The sequence below is a fragment of the Polaromonas sp. YR568 genome, from assembly GCF_943369675.1.
In the GTDB taxonomy this organism is placed as follows: Bacteria; Pseudomonadota; Gammaproteobacteria; order Burkholderiales; family Burkholderiaceae_C; genus Polaromonas.
Genome location: NZ_CALROB020000027.1, coordinates 1 through 17,401, shown reverse-complemented (window position 1 = coordinate 17,401; position 17,401 = coordinate 1). Strand labels below are relative to the sequence as shown.

Genomic DNA, 17,401 nt, shown 5'->3' with positions numbered 1-17,401 from the left:
TGGAGACCCACGAACATGAATGCCCCACTTCCTGAACACATCCGCAAGGCGCTAGAGACCGTCACGCTGGACGAAAACCCGCAAAGCGGGTTTCGCCGAAGGCACAAGTATTCAGGCGGCGAAGCCGGCTGTGCTGTATTTGTCGTCGAGCTTGTTCGCATGGGAGTTGCCGTATGAACGCTCCACTTCCTGAACACATCCGCAGGGCGCTAGAGACCGTCACGCTCGACGACAAGTACAGCCTGGAGCATGGCCGCGCCTTCATGAGCGGTGTCCAGGCGCTGGTCCGCCTGCCCATGCTGCAGCGCACGCGCGACGCCATCGAAGGCCTGAACACCGCGGGTTTTATCAGCGGCTACCGCGGTTCGCCGCTGGGCGGCTATGACCAGGCGCTGTGGGCCGCCAAAAAGCACCTGGCCGCGCAGAACATCGTGTTCCAGCCCGGCGTTAATGAAGAGCTGGGCGCCACCGCCGTCTGGGGCACCCAGCAGCTGGACCTGTACCCGCAAAGCAAAAAATTCGACGGCGTGTTCGGCATCTGGTACGGCAAGGGCCCCGGTGTGGACCGTTGCTCCGATGTCTTCAAGCACGCCAACATGGCGGGCACCGCGAAACACGGCGGCGTGATCGCGATTGCCGGTGACGACCACGTCTCCAAAAGCTCCACCGCCGCCCACCAGAGCGACCACATCTTCAAGGCCTGCGGCCTGCCGGTGTTCTTTCCGTCCAACGTGCAGGACATCCTGGACATGGGGCTGCACGCCCTCGCCATGAGCCGTTTTTCGGGCGTCTGGTCGGGCATGAAGACCATCCAGGAAGTCGTCGAGTCGTCGAGCTCCGTGCTGGTCGACCCGGACCGCGTGAAGATCATCCTCCCCGAAGATTTCGCCATGCCGCCCGGCGGCCTGCACATCCGCTGGCCCGACGCGCCGCTGGAGCAGGAAGCGCGGCTGATGGACTACAAATGGTATGCCGCGCTGGCCTATATCCGCGCCAACAAGCTCAACTACAACGTGATCGCCGGCCCCAAGGACCGCTTCGGCCTGATCGCCAGCGGCAAGGCCTTCAACGACACGCGCCAGGCCTTGGCTGACCTGGGCCTGGATGAAGACACTTGCCACCAACTGGGCATTCGCCTGCACAAGGTCAACGTGGTCTGGCCGCTGGAGGCCACCATCACGCGCGACTTCGCCGAAGGCCTGCAGGAAATCCTGGTGGTCGAGGAAAAACGCCAGGTCATCGAATACCAGATCAAGGAAGAGCTCTACAACTGGCGCGCCGACGTGCGGCCCAATGTGCTGGGCAAGTTCGACGAGCCCGAGGGTGATGCATCGGGCGGCGAGTGGGGCCGCTCCAATCCGAGCGACAACTGGCTGCTGCGCGCCAAGGCCGACCTGACGCCGGCCATCATCGCCAAGGCGATCGCCAAGCGCCTGAAAAAGCTGGGCGTGCCGGCCGACGTGATCGCGCGCATGGACGAGCGCCTGGCCGTGATCGAGGGGCGCGAACGGGCTCTCGCCGAAGGCAAGTCCGACACCGGCGAGCGCGCCCCGTGGTTTTGCAGCGGCTGCCCGCACAACACCAGCACGCGCGTGCCCGAAGGTTCGCGCGCCGTGGCCGGCATCGGCTGCCACTACATGGCGACCTGGATGGACCGCTCCACCTCCACCTTCACCCAGATGGGCGGCGAGGGCGTGACCTGGGTGGGCCAGGCGGCCTTCACGACCGACGCGCATATTTTTGCCAACCTCGGCGACGGCACCTACTTCCACAGCGGGCTGCTGGCGATACGCCAGGCCATCGCCTCGGGCGTGAACATCACCTACAAAATCCTCTACAACGACGCGGTCGCCATGACGGGCGGCCAGCAGGTCGGCGAGCGGCCCGAAGGCCACTCGGTGCTGCAGATCATGCAAAGCCTGCGCGCCGAAGGCGTGGCCAAGCTGGTGATCGTGACCGACGAGCCGCAGAAGTACGACGGCGCGCCGCTGCTGGACGGCGTGACGGTGCACCACCGCGACGAGCTGGACCGCATCCAGCGCGAGTTCCGCGAACTCAAGGGCACGACCGCCATCATTTACGACCAGACCTGCGCGACGGAAAAGCGCCGGCGCCGCAAACGCGGCACCCTGGTGGACCCGGAAAAACGCGTGGTGATCAACGAGCTGGTCTGCGAAGGCTGTGGCGACTGCTCCGTGCAGTCCAACTGCCTCTCGGTGGAGCCGCTGGAAACCGAATTCGGCCGCAAGCGCCGCATCAACCAGAACACCTGCAACAAGGACTATTCCTGCGTGAAGGGCTTTTGCCCCAGCTTCATCACCGTTGAAGGCGGCCAGCTGAAGAAACCGAAGAAAGAAAAGAAGGGCGCGCCCAGCAGCCTGCCGCCGGTTCCCGAGCCGGTGTTGCCCGTGGCCGAGCACGCCTGGGGCATCGTGGTGGGCGGCGTGGGCGGCACCGGCGTCATCACCATAGGCCAGCTGCTGGGCATGGCCGCGCACATTGAGGGCAAGGGCGTGGTCACCCAGGACGCCGGCGGCCTGGCGCAAAAAGGCGGCGCCACCTGGAGCCACATCCAGATCGCCAACCGGCCCGAAGCGATTTACACCACCAAGGTCGACACCGCCAAGGCCGACCTGGTCATAGGCTGCGACCCCATCGTGGCCGCCAGCAAATACACACTGACCGTCATGCAGCCGGGCCGAACCTATGTGGCCATGAATTCGCACGGCACGCCGACGGCAGCCTTTGTGACCAACCCGGGCTGGCAGTTCCCGGGCGGCAATTGCGAAAGCGCCGTGACCGCAGCAGTGGGCGCTGACTTGCTGGGCAGCTTCGATGCCGAGCAGGTGGCAGTGCAACTGGTGGGTGACTCGATTTACACCAACCCGCTGATGCTGGGCTTTGCCTGGCAAAAAGGGCGTGTGCCGCTGTCGCATGCCGCGCTGATGCGCGCGATCGAACTCAACGGCGTGCAGGTCGACAACAACAAGTCGGCGTTTGAATGGGGCCGGCGCTGCGCGCATGACCTGGCCTCGGTGCAGGCGCTGTTCAAGGCGGCGCAGGTCATCGAATTCGTGAAGAAGCCGGCGCTGGCCGAAATGATGGCCAAGCGGGTCGACTTCCTCACGGCCTACCAGAACGCCGCCTATGCGCAGGCCTACCAGTCCTTTGTCGAGCAGGTGCGGGGCGCCGAGGCGGTGCTGGGCAAAACGACGCTGACCGAGGCCGTTGCGCGCTACCTCTTCAAACTGATGGCCTACAAGGACGAGTACGAAGTGGCGCGCCTGCACACCGACACCGCCTTCCTGGGCAAGGTCAACGCCATGTTCGAAGGCGACTTCAAGCTCCACTACCACCTGGCGCCGCCGCTCATCGCGCCTAAAAACGACAAGGGCGAGCTGCAGAAGAAGCAGTTCGGCCCCTGGATGCTGGGCGCCTTCAAGGTGCTGGCCCGTTTGAAGGGCCTGCGCGGCACGCCGCTGGATGTGTTCGGCCGCACCGAAGAACGGCGCACCGAGCGCGCCCTGATCGAGGAATACAAGGCCAGCCTGCAGGAAGTGCTGGCGGGCCTGAACGCCGAAAACCACGCCACGGCCGTCGAAATCGCCCGGATTCCCGAATTGATCAAGGGTTACGGCCACGTCAAGGCGCGCCACCTGGCCGCCGCGCGGCCGCAGTGGGCCGCGCTGATGCAGTCCTTTCGTGCGCCGGGAGCGACCGTCCAGCGGAAAGCCGCCTGAGCCGGCGCCGGCCTTTCCTTCCCCCTGGGAGCCCCGCGGCAAGCCCGTGGCGGCTCTTTGCGCGTCAACCCGGCTTGAAAAGCCCCTGGCGCGCGCCAGTTACCCCCTTCCACGAGAGCCTCGCCGCATACAATCGTGGACTTCTGTGCGCCGTCCGTGCTGGACGGCGTGCGCGCCAGTGTGTCTTTAATATGTTGTGGAGTCAGCCGTGTTCATTTCTTCCGCCTTTGCCCAAACCGCCCCTGCCGCCGCCGCCGATGGTGGCATGATGTCCTCTCTGACGGGCATGCTGCCCCTGGTGCTGATGTTTGTGGTGCTGTATTTCGTCATGATCCGCCCGCAGATGAAAAAGCAGAAAGAGCATCGCACCATGATCGAGGCACTGGCCAAGGGCGATGAAGTCGCCACCGCCGGCGGCCTGCTCGGCAAGGTCACCAAGCTGGGCGACGTGTACCTGACCCTGGAGCTGGCTCCCGGCGTTGAAGTGCAGCTGCAGCGCAGCGCCATCATCCAGGTGCTGCCCAAGGGCGCCATCAACCCGGCCAAATAAGGCCATCAAGGCCCTTATGAAAATCCATAGGGGCCAGCGGTATATCGGGGCCGCTGCCGTCACCGCGTGAGGCAGGCGCCCCTTTTGTTCATTTGTCCACCAGGAACAGCCCTCCCATGAATCGTTATCCGGCCTGGAAGTACGCCATCATCGTGGTCGCGCTGCTGATCGCGGCGCTGTACACGCTGCCCAATTTCTTCGGCGAAGCGCCTGCGGTGCAGGTGTCCAGCGTGAAATCCACCATCAAGGTCGACACCACGACCATGGCCAAGGTCGAGCAGGCCTTGAAAGACGCCGGCATCGCGGCCGAGGCCATCACCCTCGAAGGCACGTCGATCAAGGCGCGTTTCGGCGACACCGATACCCAGCTCAAAGCCAAGGATGCCGTCCAGAAAGCCCTGTCGCCCGACGCGAACGATCCGGCCTATGTGGTCGCGCTCAACCTGCTGTCGCGCTCGCCCGCATGGCTGACCTCGCTGCATGCCTTCCCGATGTACCTCGGCCTGGACCTGCGCGGCGGCGTCCACTTCATGTTGCAGGTCGACATGCAGGCCGCGCTCACCAAGCGGGCCGAGTCCCTGGCCGGCGACATCCGCCTGTCCATGCGCGAAAAGAACATCCGCCACAGCGGCATCAGCCGCAACGCGCAAACCATCGAAATCAAGTTGCGCGATTCCGCCACCCTGGCCTCCGCCAAGGCGCTGGTCCAGGACCAGTTCGCCGACCTGCAGACGGTCGACGCGCCGGACGGCACCGAGTACAAGCTGACGGCCACCATCAAGCCCGAAGCCGCGCGCCGCATCCAGGACCAGGCGCTCAAGCAGAACATCGTGACCCTGCACAACCGGATCAATGAACTGGGCGTGGCCGAGCCGGTCATCCAGCAGCAGGGCATAGACCGCATCGTGGTGCAGCTGCCCGGCGTGCAGGACACGGCCAAGGCCAAGGACATCCTGGGCCGCACCGCCACACTGGAAATGCGCCTGGTAGACGACAGCGCCGAAGCCCGCGCCGCCGCGAACAACAGCGGCGCCGTTCCTTTCGGCGATGAGCGCTTCTTCGAACGCAACGGCCAGGCCGTGATCGTCAAGAAGCAGGTCATCCTGACCGGCGAAAACCTCACCGACGCGCAACCGGGCTTTGACTCGCAGAACCAGCAGCCCAAGGTGGACCTCACGGTCGACGCCAAGGGCGGGCGCATCATGCGCGACACCAGCCGCGAGAATCTCAAGAAGCGCATGGCCATCCTGCTGTTCGAAAAAGGCAAGGGCGAGGTCCTGACGGCGCCCGTCATCCAGGGCGAACTCGGTAACCGCTTCCAGATTTCCGGCTCCATGAGCGTTGTTGAAGCCAACGACCTGGCCTTGCTGCTGCGCGCCGGTTCGCTGGCAGCCCCGATGGAAATCATCGAGGAGCGCACCATAGGCCCGACGCTGGGCGCCGACAACATCTCCAAGGGTTTTCACAGCGTGTCCTGGGGCTTCGTCGTGATCGTGGCCTTCATGGCCTGCTACTACATGCTGTTCGGCCTGTTCTCGGGCCTGGCCCTGGCCGTCAACCTGCTGCTGCTGGTGGCGGTGCTGTCCATGCTGCAGGCGACCCTGACCCTGCCCGGCATGGCGGCCATGGCGCTGGCGCTGGGCATGGCCATCGACTCCAACGTGCTGATCAACGAGCGCGTGCGCGAAGAGCTGCGCAGCGGGGCTTCGCCGCAGGCGGCCATCCATGCGGGGTACGAGCGCGCCTGGGCCACCATCCTGGACTCGAACATTTCCACGCTGATCGCCGGCCTGGCCTTGCTGGCCTTTGGTTCCGGCCCGGTGCGGGGTTTTGCCGTGGTGCATTGCATCGGCATTCTGACCAGCATGTTCTCGGCGGTGTTTTTCTCTCGCGGCCTGGTCAACCTCTGGTACGGCCGCCAGAAAAAGCTCAAGTCGGTTTCCATCGGCACGGTGTGGCGGCCCGCCGCGTCCGGCGCCGTGGCGACCAAGTGATCACGGCCTCTTTTTCCTGAGTTTCCCAAGGACCCCAGATGGAATTCTTCAAAATCCGGCGCGACATTCCGTTCATGCGGCATGCCCTGATTTTTAACGTCATCAGCTTTGCCACCTTTGCGCTGGCCGTCTTCTTCCTGATCACGCGCGGCCTGCACCTGTCGGTGGAGTTCACCGGCGGCACCTTGATGGAGGTCAACTACACCCAGGCCGCCGACGTCGGAAAGATCCGCGACACCGTGTCCGGCCTGGGGTTCACCGACGTGCAGGTGCAGAATTTCGGCACATCGCGCGACGTGATGATCCGCCTGCCGGCGCAAAAGGGCGTCAGCACCGCCCAGCAAAGCGACAAGGTGCTGGGAGCCCTGAAGGCGGCCAGCCCTGACGTGACGCTGCGCCGCACCGAATTCGTCGGCCCGCAGGTGGGCGAAGAGCTGGCCCACGACGGGCTGAAGGCGCTGGCCATGGTGGTGTTCGGCATCATGGTCTACTTGGCTTTCCGTTTTGAATGGAAGTACGCGGTGGCGGCCATCATCGCCAACCTGCACGACGTCGTCATCATCCTGGGCTTTTTCGCGTTCTTCCAGTGGGAGTTTTCGCTGGCCGTGCTGGCCGCCGTGCTGGCGGTGCTCGGATACTCCGTCAACGAATCGGTGGTGATTTTCGACCGGATCCGCGAGAACTTTCGCCGCTACCGCAAGATGAACACGACCGAAATCATCGACAACGCGATCACGTCGACCATCAGCCGCACCATCATTACCCACGGTTCCACGCAGATCATGGTTCTGTCCATGCTGTTGTTCGGCGGCCCCACGCTCTTTTACTTCGCCCTGGCCCTGACCATCGGCATCCTGTTCGGCATTTATTCCTCGGTTTTTGTGGCCGCCGCGATCGCGATGTGGCTGGGCATCAAGCGCGAAGACCTCGTCAAGGCAACAGCCAAAAAAGGCGAGGATCCGAACGACCCCAACGCAGGGGCCACGGTGTAAGCTATAGGCTAATCATGCAGGGCGGTCGTGGCTCCAAGTAACAAAAAAAACGGTTTTCTGGTCGAGCAGGCTCGCGCGCTGTTCACGGAACGTGCTGCACGGATACTGCCGGCGTTGGCCAAGACCGTTCAAGATCGGCTGACCGCGCTGGTCGACCAGCCGGCCAGTGCCCGCGACATGCAGGATCGCCGCGACGGCTGGATGGCCTTCCAGAAGAGTGGAAGCAGTTGGGTTCGCGGCACCACCGCCGCGTGGGCCAACGCGCAGACCGTCCCGGCCGCCAGCTCCGGCTCCAGGTTCGCGGACAGCGGAAAATTCGAATTGATGGGCAACGACGTGATGGAGGACAAGATCCTGGCCTCACGCCTGGCCCTGCGCCTGCTGGATTTCGCCAGCTGGGAACTCAACGACCTCCGCTTGCGCATCCAGAGCCTCGAAGGAGTCCCGGAATTGCACAAGCAGGACATCCTGCGTCCTGAAGTGCTCGCGCAGCACCTGGTCGAACAATGGGGTCTTGCGGGCCTGCCGCGGGAGACCTGGGTCGCTGTCCAGGCGGATATCCAGAAGGAGATGGGCGAGCACCTGCTTGAAACCTATCACGCGACCAACGAATTCCTGGTGCAGCAAGGCGTGATGGCTGAAATTGACCTCCGGCCGCTGGTCAAGCGCACGCCTTCGGCCGTGACCGGCAAAACGGCCGCTGAAGCCCCTCGCGGCAAAGCCTCACATGGCGGCGATTTCGGTGACTCCGGGAGCGCAATGGGCGGCCCCACGGGTTCGTCGGGTGCTCGCGGTGCCGGCCCCGCCCATGGAGGCGGCCGTGGCGCCACGGCAGGCGCATCCAGGTTTGGCGCGGAATCCGGCGGCGGACGCGGCGGCAGTGGCGCTACAAGTTCGGGCGCCGGCCGTTCCGCGCGCGCCGGCGCGAGCCCTCAGGGCGGCAACGGCGGCGAAAACGCCGGCAAGGCCCATGCGGCCAAGGGGCCGGAGGCGACGGGCCCGGGTGTGTATGACGAAACCCGCATGCAGACCGCCACCACACCGCTGGCCCGGGCGCGCATGCGGGCGCAGGGCGTGATGGGGCAACTCAAGCGCCTGCTGACAAACCAGGTGGCGGGTTTTGACGATACGCGGCCGAACCAGGCCTCACCGCAGCTGTCGCAGGCCATGGCCAGCGCGGAGCGCGCGGAAGAAAGCAGCGCGGAACGCACCATGCTTGCGGACGCGCAGGGCCAGATCTACGGCCAGGTGCAGGTGGACCACGTCGTGGGCGCTTTGCGCGAACGCACCAGCAAGCTCAAGGAGGCTGCATCCACATCATCGGAAAAAGCCACGATTGAAATCGTGGCCTTGATGTTCCAGAGCATCCTGGCCGAAGACCGCATCCCCGCGGTGATCCGCGTCTGGTTTGCGCGCCTGCAGATGCCGGTGCTGCGGGTGGCGATTTCCGAGCCTGAATTCTTCGAGTCGCTGCAGCATCCCGCGCGCCGGCTGATCGACCGCATGGGTTCTTGTGTGCTCGGTTTCGACGTCACGGTGGCCGGCGGCGTCCTGGAGTCCGAGATCAAGCGCGTCGTGCAGGTGATCGAGCAGTACCCCGAAACCGGGCGCAGGGTGTTCCAGCTTGTCTACGACGAATTCGACAAATTCCTGTCGAGGTTTTTGTCGGAGCACGGCAGCGTCGCCCGCGTGGTGAGCGTGGCCCAGCAGGTCGAGCAAAAAGAGACCATGACCATCCAGTACACCATTGAGATGCGCAACATGCTCAATGACATGCCGGTGCGGGATGAAATCCGCGAATTCCTGTTCAAGGTGTGGGCCGAGGTGCTGGCGATTGCCGCCATGAAGAACGGCCCGCAGCATGAGGAAACCCTCACGCTCAAGCGGGCCGCCGCCGACCTGGTGTGGGCCGCCAGCGCCAAGCCCAACCGCAACGATCGCGCGCGCGTCATCGCCGACCTGCCCAAGCTGCTGCAGTTGTTGCGCCTGGGCATGTCCATGCTGGGCCTTGGCGTCGCCGACCAGGATGGACACCTGAAAATCATCAGCGACACGCTGGCCGATGCCTTCATGTCCAAGACCGACGCCATCCCCGCCGAGCGGGTGGAGGAAATGGCCAAGCGGCTGACCAACCTCGAAGACTACCTGTCCGACGAGGATGTGGGAGATCTGCCGCTGGATACCGAGAGCCTGGTCACCATGATAGGCATTGACTCCGCGGACATCGAGGTGATTGCCGACGGCGGCAGCCATCCCACCGAGGCCATGCGCTCATGGGCCAAAGAACTTCAATTGGGTGCGTGGTTCAGCCTGGACCACAACGGCAAGGTCAGCCATGTCCAGTTCGCCTGGTGCAGCGACCGCAAGCAGCTGCACCTCTTTGCCTCCACCGACGGCCGTAATTTCCTGATCCAGGCACGCCGGCTGGCCGCCTACTTGCAGGCGGGCTTGCTGGTGCCGACGGAAGAAGAAGCGTTGACGGTGCGCGCCACGCGCGACGCGCTGGCCAAGCTCGACGCCAATCCCGAGCGCTTGCTGGGCTGATTCTCTTGGGTGTTGCGTGGGCGGGGGCGATAGCCGGCGCCCTGCGTTCGAGACTCAGTGGGCGATGCGAAATTCCGTGTCGTCGCAGAGCTCGTCAAGCACCAGCGCATCGGGCTCTTCGCCGAAGCTCCAGTACACCATGAGGACGATGATTTTCAGGTCGTCCAGCGTCACCGGGTCGCCCGGCGCCGCCATGGCGCGGTCGATGACGATCTCGCGCATGTGCGGCGGCAGCACGCCGGAGGATTCGAGGAAGCTCACAAAACCCAGGCTTTGAGCGCCCAGGTGGGTTTGTTCGGCGACGGAATAAACACGCAGGCTGCCGGCGGATTGCGGCTGGATCGCGTGGGCCGCAATCAGAGGTTGACCGGTGTCCTGCAGAGATTTGGCCGGCAGGCTGATTTGCGTGCCTTGTGCCGCGACGTTCAGGCCGTCCAACCACACCAGGGCCGCCTGGATTTCCTCGGCGTCGAATCCCGCCGCGGTGAGTTTTCGGCCCAGTCGGTGGAGTTCGGGGCAAGCGTCACCTTGCCAGTAATTCTCGTAGACGTACACCAGTACTTCAAACATGCACCCAATATAACGCAGATAAAGCCAGCCGTGTCAAACGTCTGGCCAAGGTGCGGGAGCGCGTGAAAATTCGCCGGGCGTCAACCGGCCGCCAGGCGCTGGAAGAGGCCGCCGGGCAAGCGCACCACCTGCCCGCACAGTTCGAGTTCAAGAAGCCGGCCCTGCAACCGCGCGGTATCCAGCCCGGTGCGCGCCTGCAGCGCGTCCAGGCTCACGGGGTCGAAGCCCAGGGCCGCGATGAGCGGATCGCCCGCGTCCGGCCCTGCTGCCGCAGCATCGTTATCTGCCGCTTGCGGGCCCGTGGGAAAGTTCAGCTCTTCCAGCACGTCTTGCGCCACTTCGACCAGCTTGGCACCCTGCTTGATCAGCGCGTGGCAGCCGCGGGACTGGGGCGAGTGGATGGAGCCCGGGATGGCAAACACCTCCTTGCCCTGCTCCGCCGCGAGCCGCGCCGTGATCAGCGAGCCGGACTGCAGCGCCGCCTCCACCACCAGCGTGCCGCGGGACAAACCCGAGATGATGCGGTTGCGCCGCGGGAAGTTGGCCGCCAGCGGCGGTGTGCCGACAGGAAATTCACTGACGATCATGCCCTGCTGCGCAATCCGGTGCGCCAGCGCAAGGTGCTTTTTGGGGTACACCCTGTCCAGCCCCGTGCCCACCACCGCAATCGTGTCGCCGCCGCCGAGCAGGGCGCCATCGTGCGCCGCGCCGTCAATGCCCAGGGCCAGCCCCGACACCACGCAAAGCCCGGCGCTGCCGAACGCCCTGGCGAATTGCCGGGCATTGGCTTCGCCCTGCGGCGTCGGGTTGCGGCTGCCGACGATGGCGATGTTGCGCGCCGCCTCGCCGGCCGCGGCTTGCGACGGCCTGGCGCGAACGCCCAGCATGTAGAGCATCAAGGGCGGGTCTTCAATATCGAGCAGGGCCGCCGGATAAGCCGTGTCGCCCAGCGTGGCGACCTGCCGGTCGTCGCCGGCCTGCAGCCATTCCTGCGTGGCCTGCAGCAGGGCGACCAGGCCCGGTGGCTCTGCGAGGATGGCCTTGGCAAGCTTGCCGGAGCCGAGTTGCGTAAGGGCGGCGGCGCTTTGGCCGAAGACCGCCTGTGCCGATCCAAAAGCGGCCAGCAGCTTGCGCGCGCCGTCGTTTCCCACGCCGGGCGACAGGGTCAGGCGCAACCAGGCCTGGAGCTCTTGCGTGTCCATGTCAATCAGGATGGTGGGAGTGGCCGGCTGTCGGCAGGCGGGGCTTCGGCGTGGGCGACCGGCAAGGCCATGGGCATCCGGGCCGCACCGCCGGGACAGCGTCTTAGTTCGGGTTGGTAAAGCGGTCGCCGACCTTCACGCCGTCGGTGATCTGCAGCAGCAGCGCGTAGGAAAGATTGTCGAAAGTGCGGAACACCATCAGCAAGCCGTTACGTTCACTGGGCAGCTTGAGCAGGGGCCGTGCGCTGTCGGTTTTGTCGGCGAGCTGCTCGCCGTCCTTGAGGACGGCCATGACGTGGCCGCGTTCAATGCCATCCTTGGCGCCGCGATTGATCACCACGACCTGGTTTTCCGCGGCGTTCCCTACGGCGCTGCCGTATATCGAGATGATCTGGCCGGACATCGGCGAGGAAGGCGCGTGCGGCGCGTAATTGCGCAGTTCCCGCGGAGGCTCGGGGAGCAGGCGGTCACCCACCCGCATTTCCTCCTTGGTGGCCACGATGTCGATGGTGGCGGGAACGATTTCCTGCTTATATTTGCCGTCCTTGCCTTCCACCTGTGCGACAGATTCGCCGCGCATCAGCTCGGCCTTGCCGATGTACTGCGCTTCATAGCCGAGGATCTGCTGGGTGGTCGGGTCTTTCAGGGGCGTGGCATTGCGGTAGACGCGGTAGTCCAGCGGCTGGCCTTTGGCGTCGCTCAAGGGGGTGCCGGTGGCCACGCCGCCCACGTATTCACCGCGCGCATAGGCGCGGTCGCCGCGGCTGAGCAGCACGCGCCCTTCCTGGGTTGCGACGATGCGGGGGGCTCTGGAGAAGGTAGCGTCATCCACGAGGATGGCTTCCGCGAGGAAGGGCTCGATGGCATTGGGCGACAACGTCGGGATCGAGGCGTCGGCCAGGCTTTCAAAGCGGGTGCGGGGCGACACGCGCACCGTATCGGTCGGCGGGCCGTCGCTGGAGGCCTGGCGCGTGCGCAAGGTGGCGCGGCCGCCGGTTTTATCCAGGTAGAGGTGCTGCCCCGGGTAGATAAGGTGGGGGTTGCGGATGTCCTGCAGGTTCATGCCCCACAGTTCCGGCCAGCGCCATGGGCTCTTGAGGAACATGCCGGAGATGGCCCACAGCGTGTCGCCGCGCTTGACGGTGTATTCGTCAGGGGCGTTGGGTGCCAGCTCGCTGAGGGGGACGCCGGCCTGTGCCACCTGGGTTGCTGTTGCTTTTTGGCCCGGTGTGATGGGGAAGTTCTGGGCATGCAGGCCGCCGGCGATGCCCAGCAGGGCGGTTGCGGCTATTGAAATTTGACTGAAACGACCAAAAATTGTTTGCATCTTTGTAGGCCTTCGGCGCTTTGAGAGAACTGGCACGGCGCGATCCGCAGCGGAACCGGGCGGAAAAGGCCGTGTTGTATCTTGATAAATTACTAACGATTTTGTACCTAAGCCCTTGATTAAGCAACGAATCCGCGATTCTGGGAATATCAGGATGCTGAAAAACCAGGAAAAGTGGCGAAAATAGCGACACCTCCTCCTTTGCCCTTCTTTTCCCCTTGCCTTCCCCCATGAGCCAGCTGACCATTCTTCGTTATCCCGATCCCCGCCTGCACACGGTGGCCAAACCCGTGGCGGCCGTTGACGCGCGCCTGCGCAAACTGGCCGACGACATGTTTGAGACCATGTATGAAGCGGCGGGCATAGGCCTGGCCGCCACCCAGGTCGACGTGCATGAGCGGCTGATCACCATCGACGTCAGCGAAGAGCGTGACCAGCCCATGGTGCTGATCAACCCGGAAATCCTCTGGGCCAGCGAGGAAAAGCGCGTCGGCGATGAAGGCTGCCTGTCGGTGCCCGGCATTTACGACGGCGTGGAGCGCTCCCTCGCCATCAAGGTCCAGGCCCTGGACCTGGACGGCAAGCCGCAGGTCTATGAAGCCGAGGGCATGCTGGCGGTCTGCATCCAGCATGAAATGGACCACCTGCTGGGCAAGGTGTTCGTGGAATACCTCTCCCCCCTGAAGCGCAACCGCATCAAGACCAAGATGATCAAGCAGAAAAAGGACGAGGAGCGCGAAGCCACGCGCTGAGCGCTTCCGGCCGGTTTGGCGGATACGCGGGGCTTTGCCGCCGCAACCCCGGGATTTCCCGGGGACTCTTTAGAATCAGGCGCCATGCGCGTCATTTTTGCCGGTACCCCTGAGTTCGCCCGCGCGGCCCTCGAACGATTGCACGCAGCCGGTTTTGAGATTCCCCTGGTCCTGACCCAGCCCGACCGCCCCGCCGGCCGCGGCATGAAGCTGCAGGCCTCCCCCGTCAAGCAATGGGCTGAAAACGCCCGCATCACCGTCGCCCAGCCGCGCAGCTTGCGGCTGGACGGCAAATTCCCCGATGACGCCGCGGCAGCCCGCGAGGCCATCCTCGCCGCGCGTGCCGACGTCATGGTGGTCGCCGCCTACGGCCTGATCCTTCCCCAATGGGTGCTGGACACCCCCCGGCTGGGTTGCCTCAATATCCATGCGTCGCTGCTGCCGCGCTGGCGCGGCGCCGCACCGATTCACCGCGCCATCGAGGCCGGCGACGCGGAAACCGGCATCACCATCATGCAAATGGATGCCGGGCTGGACACCGGCGACATGCTGCTGGTGGACAAGATGCCCATCACCGCGGATGACACCACCGCTTCCCTGCACGACAGGCTGGCCGGCCTGGGCGGGCGGCTCATCGTCGAGGCGCTGGAACTCGCGGCCTGCGGCGGCCTCACAGCCACGCCCCAGCCAACTGGGGGCGTGACCTACGCCCACAAGATTGAGAAACACGAGGCCCTGGTGGACTGGACACAAAGCGCCGCCGTGCTGGAGCGCCGCATACGCGCCTTTAATCCCTTCCCGGGCGCGGCCGGCGTGCTGGCGGGCCAGACCCTCAAGTTCTGGCGCGCGGAAATTCTGGCCGGCGCGGCCCGGCCGGCCGGTGCGGAGGCGGGCCAGGTGCTGGCCGCCGGCGCCGAGGGCATAGACATTGCCGCCATCGACGGCGTGCTGCGCGTCAGCCGCCTGCAAAAAGCCGGCGGCAAGGCGCTGGATGCGGCCGATTTTTTGCGCGGCTTCGACATCCGGCCCGGCATGGTGTTCAGCCAGGCGCCGGTCGATCAACAGGAATGAGGATTTTGTGAAGAGATTGTTCAATCACCCGGATTTCCGGGCGGGCGTCAACGACATGGCGGCGGTCGCGCCTGGTATCGCAGCCTGGGGCCTGATGACGGGTGTGGCCATGGTCAAGTCGGGCATGAGCCTCGTCGAAGTGCTGCTGATGGCCATCCTGGTGTTTGCCGGCAGCTCGCAACTGGCCGCTCTTCCGCTCATCGTCGCCGGCGCTCCGATGTGGGTGATTCTGGCCACTGCGTTCTGTGTCAACCTGCGCTTTATGGTGTTCAGCGCCCACTTGCGGCCCTATGTCATGCACCAGAGCGTCTGGAAGCGCATGGCCTACGGTTACCTGATGGCTGACCTGAATTACGTGCTGTTCACCCGGCGTTTTCCGCATCCCGGCACAGACCCGGCCGTCATCGAAGCGCAGGAAGCCTATTGGATAGGGAACTGCACGACCGGCTGGGTCAGCTGGGTGGGCGCCAGCCTGCTGGGCATCGTGCTGGCCAATTCCATTCCGCTGTCGTGGGGCCTGGGTTTTGCCGGCATCCTGGCCTTGCTGGGCATCATGTGCTCGCTGGCCACCACCCGTCTGCGCGCGGTGTCGGCCGGCATCGCCGGCGCGGCGGCTGTCGCCACCTTCGCCCTGCCGCTCAAACTGAATATCCTCGTGGCCATCGCCGCCGCCGTGGCCGTCTGCCTGCTGCTCGAAAAACCGTCACCCGCCAAACCCGCGGCGCCGGCCGCCGGAACCGGAGACACCGTATGAACCAGACCGATCTCTGGACGGTGGCGACCATCATCGGCATGACGCTGATGACCGTCATCACGCGCTCCTTCTTTTTCCTGTCGGACAAACCCTGGACCCTGCCGGCCTGGGCCCAGCGCGGCCTGCATTACGCGCCCATCGCCGCGCTGGCGGCGGTCATCGTGCCGGAAATGGTCATGAGCCATGGCCACCTGATCGCCACCTGGAAGGACGCCCGCCTGTTTGCCGTCGTCGCGGGCACGGCCTGGTATTACTGGCGCCACGGCGTGCTGGGCACCATCCTGGCCGGCATGGCGGTGTATTTGCCGCTGCATATCCTCCTCGGCTGGTGACTAGCCCCCACGGTCGCTCACTGCGTGTAGCTCCCTGCCCCTTTCATCACGAAAGGGGCCGCTGCGCCTGAGGCCCGGCAAAGCCGGTTCCGCGGCCCCTGATGGATCAGACCGGCTCGGGCTATTGCTGCAACCTACAATTTGGGAATTTGGCCGCATTGGCCGGCCGTTCTTAATTTGTGAGCCATCCATGAACTTCATCCGTTTCTCCGACCTGTGCGCCAGCGGCAAAGTTGCCGGCAAGCGCGTGTTCGTCCGTGCCGACCTCAACGTGCCGCAGGACGACGCGGGCAACATCACCGAAGACACGCGCGTGCGCGCCTCGATTCCCTGCCTCCAGATGGCGCTGGACGCCGGTGCGGCGGTGATGGTGACCTCGCACCTCGGGCGGCCGGTCGAAGGCGAATTCAAGCCGGCCGATTCGCTGGCACCCGTGGCCAAACGCCTGGGTGAACTCATGAAACGCGAAGTGCCGCTGGCGTCCAGCTGGCTGGACGGTGTTGACGTCAAGCCCGGCCAGCTGGTGTTGCTGGAGAACTGCCGCCTCAACAAGGGCGAGAAGAAGAACAGCGAAGCGCTGGCGCGCAAGATGGCCGCGCTCTGCGATATTTTTGTGCACGACGCCTTCGGCACCGCGCACCGCGCCGAAGCCTCCACCTACGGCATCGCGCAATACGCGCCCATCGCCAGCGCGGGCCCGCTGCTGGCCGCCGAGATGGACGCCATCTCCAAGGCGCTGACGGCGCCGCGCCGGCCGCTGGTCGCCATCGTGGCCGGCAGCAAGGTCTCCACCAAGCTCACCATCCTCAAGTCGCTGGCCGCCAACGTCGACCAGCTCATCGTGGGCGGCGGCATCGCCAACACCTTCATGCTGGCCGCCGGCCTGAACATCGGCAAAAGCCTGGCCGAAGCCGATTTGCTGGCCGAAGCCAGGGCCGTGATCGAGGCCATGAAGGCACGCGGCGCCGAGGTGCCCATCCCCACCGACGTGGTCACCGCCAAAACCTTTGCCGCCGACGCGCCGGCCACCGTCAAGGCCGCCACCGAGGTGTCCGACGACGACCTGATCCTCGACATCGGCCCGCAAACCACGGCGCGCCTGGCGGCGCAATTGATGGCCGCCGGCACCATCGTCTGGAACGGCCCGGTGGGCGTGTTCGAATTCGACGCGTTTGCCAAAGGCACGGAAGGCATCGCGCGCGCCATTGCCGAAAGCAGCGCGTTTTCAATCGCCGGCGGCGGCGACACGCTGGCCGCCATCGCCAAGTACGGCATTGAAAAACAGGTGGGCTACATCTCCACCGGCGGCGGCGCCTTCCTCGAAGTGCTGGAAGGCAAGACGCTGCCGGCCTTTGAGATTTTGCAAAAGCGCGCCGCGGGCTGAGCGCATTCGCGCCGGTGCGGCGCCAAGTTCGTAACGCCTTTGTAACCGTTTCCGTGTGAAAATCGGAAACTAAATTACATGGAGACATTCACTATGCCGCGTCGCGCCACCAAGATCGTTGCCACCCTCGGGCCCGCCTCCAGTGACCCCGCACTGCTGGAAAAAATGATCCGCGCCGGCGTCAACGTG

General features: G+C 65.0%; 14 protein-coding genes. 11 read left to right on the top strand and 3 right to left on the bottom strand.

Annotation, left to right across the window (positions count from 1 at the left end):
* The first annotated feature begins 15 nt into the window (after positions 1-15).
* From ACLV8F_RS15535 to ACLV8F_RS15510, 6 genes are all read left to right on the top strand, one after another.
* Positions 16-177, top strand: coding sequence for a hypothetical protein (locus ACLV8F_RS15535; RefSeq protein WP_411879571.1), 162 nt, complete (start codon positions 16-18; stop codon positions 175-177).
* A complete protein-coding gene (locus tag ACLV8F_RS15530; RefSeq protein ID WP_411885103.1) occupies positions 174-3,740 on the top strand; it encodes an indolepyruvate ferredoxin oxidoreductase family protein in 3,567 nt (1,188 codons plus the stop codon). The genes ACLV8F_RS15535 and ACLV8F_RS15530 overlap by 4 nt, the downstream gene beginning before the upstream one ends.
* A 208-nt stretch (positions 3,741-3,948) precedes the next feature.
* Positions 3,949-4,290, top strand: a complete 342-nt coding sequence (gene yajC / locus ACLV8F_RS15525; RefSeq protein WP_411879573.1) for a preprotein translocase subunit YajC — start codon at positions 3,949-3,951, stop codon at positions 4,288-4,290.
* Between the two features lie 116 nt (positions 4,291-4,406).
* Positions 4,407-6,284, top strand: coding sequence for a protein translocase subunit SecD (gene secD, locus ACLV8F_RS15520; protein WP_411885102.1), 1,878 nt, complete (start codon positions 4,407-4,409; stop codon positions 6,282-6,284).
* Between the two features lie 38 nt (positions 6,285-6,322).
* Positions 6,323-7,276 carry a protein translocase subunit SecF gene (gene secF, locus ACLV8F_RS15515; RefSeq protein WP_411885101.1) on the top strand — a complete coding sequence of 318 codons (954 nt, stop codon included), beginning with the start codon at positions 6,323-6,325 and terminating at the stop codon, positions 7,274-7,276.
* A 27-nt stretch (positions 7,277-7,303) separates the two neighbouring features.
* A complete protein-coding gene (locus ACLV8F_RS15510; RefSeq protein WP_411885100.1) occupies positions 7,304-9,820 on the top strand; it encodes a DUF1631 family protein in 2,517 nt (838 codons plus the stop codon).
* A 54-nt stretch (positions 9,821-9,874) separates the two neighbouring features.
* Here the strand turns inward: ACLV8F_RS15510 and ACLV8F_RS15505 are convergent, their stop codons facing one another.
* From ACLV8F_RS15505 to ACLV8F_RS15495, 3 genes are all read right to left on the bottom strand, one after another.
* On the bottom strand, positions 9,875-10,390 hold the full coding sequence (locus tag ACLV8F_RS15505) for a DUF494 domain-containing protein (RefSeq protein WP_411885099.1): 516 nt from the start codon (positions 10,388-10,390) through the stop codon (positions 9,875-9,877).
* Between the two features lie 80 nt (positions 10,391-10,470).
* The gene (gene dprA / locus ACLV8F_RS15500; protein ID WP_411885098.1) at positions 10,471-11,592 is read right to left on the bottom strand and encodes a DNA-processing protein DprA; all 1,122 of its coding nucleotides are present in this window, start codon (positions 11,590-11,592) and stop codon (positions 10,471-10,473) included.
* Between the two features lie 103 nt (positions 11,593-11,695).
* Positions 11,696-12,919, bottom strand: coding sequence for a LysM peptidoglycan-binding domain-containing protein (locus ACLV8F_RS15495; protein WP_411885097.1), 1,224 nt, complete (start codon positions 12,917-12,919; stop codon positions 11,696-11,698).
* 230 nt (positions 12,920-13,149) lie between these two features.
* On the opposite strand from ACLV8F_RS15495, the gene def reads away from it, so the two are divergent.
* From def to ACLV8F_RS15470, 5 genes are all read left to right on the top strand, one after another.
* Complete coding sequence (gene def, locus ACLV8F_RS15490) at positions 13,150-13,671, top strand: peptide deformylase (protein ID WP_411885096.1); 522 nt, start codon at positions 13,150-13,152, stop codon at positions 13,669-13,671.
* Positions 13,672-13,755: 84 nt separating this feature from the next.
* On the top strand, positions 13,756-14,742 hold the full coding sequence (gene fmt / locus ACLV8F_RS15485) for a methionyl-tRNA formyltransferase (RefSeq protein WP_411885095.1): 987 nt from the start codon (positions 13,756-13,758) through the stop codon (positions 14,740-14,742).
* A gap of 55 nt (positions 14,743-14,797) precedes the next feature.
* Positions 14,798-15,496, top strand: a complete 699-nt coding sequence (locus ACLV8F_RS15480; protein ID WP_411885152.1) for an AzlC family ABC transporter permease — start codon at positions 14,798-14,800, stop codon at positions 15,494-15,496.
* Positions 15,493-15,828 carry an AzlD domain-containing protein gene (locus tag ACLV8F_RS15475; protein ID WP_411885094.1) on the top strand — a complete coding sequence of 112 codons (336 nt, stop codon included), beginning with the start codon at positions 15,493-15,495 and terminating at the stop codon, positions 15,826-15,828. The genes ACLV8F_RS15480 and ACLV8F_RS15475 overlap by 4 nt, the downstream gene beginning before the upstream one ends.
* A gap of 190 nt (positions 15,829-16,018) precedes the next feature.
* Positions 16,019-17,212, top strand: a complete 1,194-nt coding sequence (locus tag ACLV8F_RS15470) for a phosphoglycerate kinase (protein WP_411885093.1) — start codon at positions 16,019-16,021, stop codon at positions 17,210-17,212.
* Positions 17,213-17,401: the final 189 nt, after the last annotated feature.

Bases quoted from the DNA above. Each gene is read 5' to 3' on its own strand.
- ACLV8F_RS15480 (WP_411885152.1), top strand. From the start codon at position 14,798: ATGGCGGCGGTCGCGCCTGGTATCGCAGCCTGGGGCCTGATGACGGGT.
- ACLV8F_RS15505 (WP_411885099.1), bottom strand. From the start codon at position 10,390: ATGTTTGAAGTACTGGTGTACGTCTACGAGAATTACTGGCAAGGTGAC.
- ACLV8F_RS15495 (WP_411885097.1), bottom strand. From the start codon at position 12,919: ATGCAAACAATTTTTGGTCGTTTCAGTCAAATTTCAATAGCCGCAACC.
- ACLV8F_RS15475 (WP_411885094.1), top strand. From the start codon at position 15,493: ATGAACCAGACCGATCTCTGGACGGTGGCGACCATCATCGGCATGACG.
- ACLV8F_RS15470 (WP_411885093.1), top strand. From the start codon at position 16,019: ATGAACTTCATCCGTTTCTCCGACCTGTGCGCCAGCGGCAAAGTTGCC.
- secF (WP_411885101.1), top strand. From the start codon at position 6,323: ATGGAATTCTTCAAAATCCGGCGCGACATTCCGTTCATGCGGCATGCC.
- dprA (WP_411885098.1), bottom strand. From the start codon at position 11,592: ATGGACACGCAAGAGCTCCAGGCCTGGTTGCGCCTGACCCTGTCGCCC.
- ACLV8F_RS15530 (WP_411885103.1), top strand. From the start codon at position 174: ATGAACGCTCCACTTCCTGAACACATCCGCAGGGCGCTAGAGACCGTC.
- secD (WP_411885102.1), top strand. From the start codon at position 4,407: ATGAATCGTTATCCGGCCTGGAAGTACGCCATCATCGTGGTCGCGCTG.
- fmt (WP_411885095.1), top strand. From the start codon at position 13,756: ATGCGCGTCATTTTTGCCGGTACCCCTGAGTTCGCCCGCGCGGCCCTC.
- ACLV8F_RS15535 (WP_411879571.1), top strand. From the start codon at position 16: ATGAATGCCCCACTTCCTGAACACATCCGCAAGGCGCTAGAGACCGTC.
- def (WP_411885096.1), top strand. From the start codon at position 13,150: ATGAGCCAGCTGACCATTCTTCGTTATCCCGATCCCCGCCTGCACACG.